General features: G+C 73.3%; 6 protein-coding genes. 4 read left to right on the forward strand and 2 right to left on the reverse strand.

What is annotated here, in order from left to right; genetic code table 11:
- The 3 genes from Asi02nite_RS40755 to Asi02nite_RS40765 all read left to right on the forward strand — a co-directional run.
- The coding region (locus tag Asi02nite_RS40755; RefSeq protein ID WP_203719402.1) for a fibronectin type III domain-containing protein at positions 1-904 on the forward strand (904 nt) is incomplete at its 5' end.
- A gap of 37 nt (positions 905-941) precedes the next feature.
- Positions 942-2,222, forward strand: a complete 1,281-nt coding sequence (locus Asi02nite_RS40760; RefSeq protein ID WP_203719403.1) for an alpha-glucosidase/alpha-galactosidase — start codon at positions 942-944, stop codon at positions 2,220-2,222.
- Positions 2,222-3,226: an amidohydrolase family protein gene (locus Asi02nite_RS40765; protein ID WP_203719404.1), complete on the forward strand. Its 1,005-nt coding sequence runs from the start codon at positions 2,222-2,224 to the stop codon at positions 3,224-3,226. The genes Asi02nite_RS40760 and Asi02nite_RS40765 overlap by 1 nt, the downstream gene beginning before the upstream one ends.
- A 29-nt stretch (positions 3,227-3,255) precedes the next feature.
- Here Asi02nite_RS40765 and Asi02nite_RS40770 read toward each other — a convergent pair whose 3' ends face one another.
- Together Asi02nite_RS40770 and Asi02nite_RS40775 are read right to left on the reverse strand one after the other, a co-directional pair.
- A complete protein-coding gene (locus Asi02nite_RS40770) occupies positions 3,256-3,903 on the reverse strand; it encodes a pyridoxamine 5'-phosphate oxidase family protein (protein ID WP_203719405.1) in 648 nt (215 codons plus the stop codon).
- A 97-nt stretch (positions 3,904-4,000) separates the two neighbouring features.
- Positions 4,001-4,522 carry a GrpB family protein gene (locus tag Asi02nite_RS40775; RefSeq protein ID WP_203719406.1) on the reverse strand — a complete coding sequence of 174 codons (522 nt, stop codon included), beginning with the start codon at positions 4,520-4,522 and terminating at the stop codon, positions 4,001-4,003.
- Between the two features lie 71 nt (positions 4,523-4,593).
- Here Asi02nite_RS40775 and Asi02nite_RS40780 point away from each other — a divergent pair.
- Positions 4,594-5,615 (forward strand): methyltransferase (locus tag Asi02nite_RS40780; protein WP_203719407.1); only part of this gene is annotated, 1,022 nt, incomplete at its 3' end.

Genomic DNA, 5,615 nt, shown 5'->3' on the forward strand with positions numbered 1-5,615 from the left:
CTGGCGCTCCGGTGTCCTGGCCGGCACGGTGACCGGCACGTCGTTCACGGACGGAGGGCGTTCGCCGGGGCAGACCTACCAGTACACGGTGCGGGCGGTCGACGCCGCCGGCAACGTGTCCGGTCCTTCGGCGACAGTGCCGGCGACGACGACCGGCTGCGCGGGTGACTGCACGGCGCCGACCGCGCCGACGCTGTCGTCAACAGGGAAGTCCGACACGACGGTCGCACTGTCGTGGACCGGGGCGACCGACAACGTCGCTGTCACGGGCTACGAGGTGTTCCGCGGCGCGACCCTGGTGGGCAGTCCATCAGGGACCTCGTTCACGGACACGGGTCTGACCTCCTCGACCGCTTACAGCTACACGGTTCGCGCCCGTGACGCGGCCGGGAACCGCTCTGTCGCCAGCAACACGGTCGCGGTGACCACCGACGCGGCGCCGCAACCACCGACGGGGCTGGTCCTGGACAACTTCGACGGGACGCCGGCCTATCCGTCCACGAACGATCTCGGTAAGTGGACGGGCGGCAACTGCTTCCTCGACGGTGGCGGCTCCGGCGTGGTCACCGGGGGAGCGCTGAGCCTGCGTTACCACAACTGTGGCTGGTTCGGCTCCGACGTCGGTGTCGACCTGAGCTCCCGTACCCACCTGGTCGTGCGGGTCAAGGGTGCCGCCGGCGGCGAGCAGAACCACTTCAACCTCGGCCTCGGCGGGGCGACGAAGCTGTTCGCCGACTTCACTGTGGAGGGTGGCGGCCACCCGGTCATCACGACGAGCTATCAGGACATCCGGATCCCCCTGGCCGCCAACGGAATCAACCGCAACTCGCCGTCGCAGCTCGCCATGGGCTTCTGGTACGGCGGCAACTCCACCATCTCCATCGACCACATCACCTTCCAGTAGCCCGACGGCGCCCCCGCGTCGAGGAGGACACGCATCTGTGACGACCATCGTTTTCCTCGGCGCGGGCAGCGTCGTGTTCACCCGCGAGCTGCTCACCGACATCCTCGGCTTCCCGGAGCTGGCCGGGTCCCGCATCGTCCTGCACGACATCGACCCCGAGCGGCTGGCCACCGCCGCCGCACTCGCGGCCAGGATCGCCGACGCCCATGGTGCCCGGCCGTCGGTGACGGCGACCCTGGACCGCCGGGCCGCCCTCGACGGTGCCGACTTCGTCGTCAACGCCATCCAGGTCGGCATGTACGCGGCCACCCGCGTCGACTTCGACGTGCCGGCCCGGTTCGGCCTGCGCCAGACGATCGGCGACACGATCGGCGTCGGCGGCATCTTCCGGGGCCTGCGCACGTTTTCGGTGCTCGCCGGGATCGCGGCGGACATGGCCGCGCTCTGCCCCGACGCGTGGCTGCTCAACTACACCAACCCGATGGCCATGAACGTCACCTACCTGGCCCGGGTGGCACCCATGCTCAAGGTGCTCGGGCTCTGCCACTCGGTCCACTGGACGGTGCGGGGCCTGTGCCACCTCGTCGGCGCGCCGTTCGAGGAGGTCTCCTACGCCAGCGCCGGCGTCAACCACCAGGCGTGGATCCTGCGTTGGGAGCGCGACGGCACCGACCTGTACCCGGCGCTCGACGCCGCCGTCGCCGCGGCACCGGAGCTGCGCCGGCGGGTGCGGGTCGACCTGTACCGGCGGCTCGGCTACTACCCGACCGAGACGAGCGAGCACTCGGCCGAGTACGTGCCCTGGTACCTGCGCCACGACGGCGAGGTCGAACGGCTGCGCATCCCGGTCGGCGAGTACCTGCGGGTCAGCGAGGCCAACCTCGCCGAATACGCGGCGCTGCGCGACGGTGCGCCGATCCCGCTCGAGAAGGACACCACCGAGTACGCGCCGCAGGTCATCCACAGCCTGGTCACCGGCGCGCCGCGGCGGATCGTCGTCAACGTCGCCAACGACGGCCTGATCGACAATTTGCCCGCCGGCTTCGCGGTCGAGGTGCCGGCGGTCGTCGACGGCGCCGGGGTGCGGCCCGAGCCCATGGGCGCCCTGCCACCGCAGCTCGCCGCCGTCAACCGGCCCTACGTGAGCGTCGGCGAGCTGACCGTGGCGGCCGCGCTCGAAGGCGACCCCCGGCTGGTGCGGCAGGCCGCGATGGTCGACCCCAACACGGGGGCCTCGCTCACCGTCGACGCGATCTGGGAGCTGTGCGACGCGCTCACCGCGGCCCACGGCGACCTGCTGCCGGCGGGGTTGCGCTGATGGACCTGTTGCTGCGCGACTACGCGCCGGTGCCGGCGATCCGCCGGCCGTCGACCCACGTGCCGCGGGCGGCGGTGCCCGCGATCGACGTGCACAACCACCTCGGCCGGTGGCTGGGCGGCGGCGACTGGCTCGTGCCCGACGTGCCGGCCCTGCTCGACCTGATGGACGAGGTCGGCGTCCGGACGATCGTGAACCTCGACGGCCGGTGGGACGCCGAGCTCGACGCCAACGTGGCGCGCCTCGACGCGGCGTACCCGGGACGGTTCCTGACCTTCTGTCATCTCGACTGGTCGCTCCTGCACGGTCCGGACCCGACCGGGCGGCTGATCGCGATGCTGCGGCGGGCGCGCGACGCCGGTGCGCGCGGGGTCAAGGTGTGGAAGGACCTCGGCCTGACGGTCACCGACGCGACCGGTGCCCGGGTGCTCCCGGACGACCCGCGGTTGGTCGACGTGTTCGCGGCGGCGGGCTCGCTCGGGCTGCCCGTGCTCATCCACACCGCCGACCCGATCGCCTTCTTCGCGCCGCTGGACGCGACCAACGAGCGCCTGGAGGAGCTCGCGGCGAACCCGTCGTGGTGGTTCGGCGCGCCGGGCTTCCCGACCTTCGACCGGTTGATGGCGGCCCTGGAGGCGGTCGTCGCGGCCGCGCCGGGCACGACGTTCATCGGGGCCCACGTGGGCTGCGCCGCCGAGGACCTCGGTTGGGTGTCGGGCATGCTCGACCGCCACCCCAACTTCCACGTCGACCTCGGCGGGCGGCTGGGGGAGCTGGGCCGGCAACCGCGGGCCACCCGCCGGCTGATCGTCACGCACCCGGACCGCGTCCTGTTCGGCTCCGACGCCTTCCCGCCGAGCCGCGCGGCCTACGAGGTCTACTGGCGCTTCCTGGAGACCGAGGACGAGTGCTTCGCGTACGCCCCGGGCAGTCGCGTGCCGCCGCAGGGCCGCTGGGACATCTCGGCCGTCGGCCTGCCGCCGGAGGTCCTGGCGCACGTCTAGGCCGGCAACGCCCGTCGCTTGCTGGGCCGCTAGCGCGGGCGCGGCCGCCACCAGCGGCGGGGCGGCGCGGCGACGGCCTCCCGCGGCCGGGCCACCCCGAAGTAGTCGCCGCCCTTGGACCGGACGCTGTCGGTGCCCCAGTCGCGGTCGCGGGGCACCTTGGCCATCCGCGGGATGTGCTTGCGGCAGTGGATGTAGGCCTCGTCGACGTCGAGGCACACCCACCGCTCGACCCGGCGGTCGGCCAGGAGCCCCGGGTACGCGGCGTGCATCGCGCCGTTCTCCACGATGGACGCCCGCCCGTTGACGTGCAGGCCGATCAGCTCCTGGAAGTCCACGAAGAGCAGCGCGGCGTGCCGGTTGGTGGCGATGTTGCCGAGGCTCGCCATGACGCCGTTGCCGCGGTACTCGGGCCAGGCCAGCCGCCGCTCGTCGAGCACGGCGACGAACCCGGGCGGCCCGGCGCGGAAGCTGACGTCGCAGTTGCCGCCGTCGTCGGCGGTGGACACGAACGCCATCTCCTGGCGGCCGACGAACTCGCGCATCACGTCGTTGAGGTGGTCGAGCAGCTGGCTGTCGTAGAACCGCCGCGCCCGCTCCCGGGTGCCGTAGACCGCCTGGAGCAGTCGCTCCCCGGCCAGGTCGAGGTCGTTGCCCAGATCCGCCGAACCCCGCATGCCGCACCCCCTCGCCCGCCCGCCAGCGGCCTCCTGTCGAGGCTCGCACCGGCGCGAGCAACCGGTCGCACATTCTGTGCGACAGCGATACGCGGAGTTACTCCTCCCACACGTTGACGAGTGGCAGCCCCCGCGCGGCGCGGGCATCGTCGACCACGCGCTGGATCAGGGCGGTCTTGGCCCGGGTGTACGTGTCGCCGTCCGCGCCGGTCAGTTCCCGCTTGAGCCGCCCGTACGCGTCGCGGTCCGCCGGATGCGCGCGCAGGTGGTCGCGGAACAGCCGCTGGTTGCGCGTGTCCCAGGACGCGGCGGTGACGACGTGCAGGTGGTAGCTGACGGGTGCGCCTTCGCGGCGGAAGAACAGCCGCCCGGGCATGCCGTTGTCGTGCCGGTCGAAGCCGATCGCGGCCAGCGCGCCGGCGGCGTCGGCGACCGCGTCCAACGAGGGCGCGGCCGCCATCAGGTCGATCACCGGCTTGGCCGCCAGCCCGGGCACGGCCGTGCTGCCGATGTGCTCGACGGCGTCGATCCGCCCGGCCAGTGCGCCGCGCACCTCGTCGATCGCCCGGCTCGCCAACCCCGGCCAGGCGGGGTCGTACGCACTGACGTGGATCACCATCCGGCGGACCTTACCGGGCGCGGGCGGCCCCGGCACCCGATATCGTCCGGGCAGGGCGGAAGGGGGCGCTGATGGCGGCGGACGATGCGGTGACGGCGGCGTGGCGGACGCTCGGACCGTTGACGGACCTCGTGACCCCGATGGCGTTGCGGGTCGCGGCGACGCTGCGGCTCGCCGACCACCTGCCCGACGACGCGACCGGGGAGGCCACCCCGCTCGCGGTGCTGGCCGAGCGGGCCGGCGCCGATCCGGAGGCGCTCGCGCGGATGCTCCGGCACCTCGTGCTACACGGGGTGTTCACCGAGCCGCACCCGGGGGAGTTCGCGGCCAACCCGGTCGCCGCGCTGCTGCGGACCGGGGAGGTGGGCGCGGTGTGGCTCGACCTGGACGGGTTCGGCGGGCAGATGGATCTCGCGTTCACCGGGCTGGCGCACACGGTGCGCACCGGCGAGCCGGCCTGGGAGCAGGTCTTCGGGCTGCCGTACTGGGACTACCTCGACGCGAACCCCGCGTTCGCGGCGTCGTTCGACGCCACCATGGCGGTGGACGCCGGCAACGCCGCGCTCGCGGAGCGGTACGACTGGAGCGGCGTGCGGCACGTGGTGGACGTCGGCGGTGGGACCGGGACGCTGATCGCCGACGTGCTGCGGCACCACCCCGCGCTGCGGGGCACGCTGGTCGACCTGCCGGCGACCGCGGACCGGGCCCGGGAGCGCCTGGCCGGTCTCGGGCTCGCGGACCGGTGCGCGGTCGTGGGGCGGAGCTTCTTCGACGAGTTGCCGGCGGGCGCCGACGCGTACCTGCTCAATCGGGTGATCCACGACTGGGACGACACCGCCGCGACCGCCGTGCTGCGGCGCTGCCGCGAAGCCGTGCCGCCCGGCGGCCGCGTGCTGATGGTCGAGTCACACGGCTCCCCGGGCGGCGACCCGGCCGCGTTCGCGGAGATGAACCTGCGGATGCTCGTGCTGACCGGCGGCCGCGAGCGCACCGTCGAGGACTACGCGACGCTCGCGACCGGCGCCGGCCTGCGGGTCGCCGAGGTCCACGACCTCAGCGCCCGCCACCTGGTCATCGAGTGCGTCGTCGCCTA

Source organism: Asanoa siamensis (genome assembly GCF_016862555.1).
Lineage (GTDB): Bacteria > Actinomycetota > Actinomycetes > Mycobacteriales > Micromonosporaceae > Asanoa > Asanoa siamensis.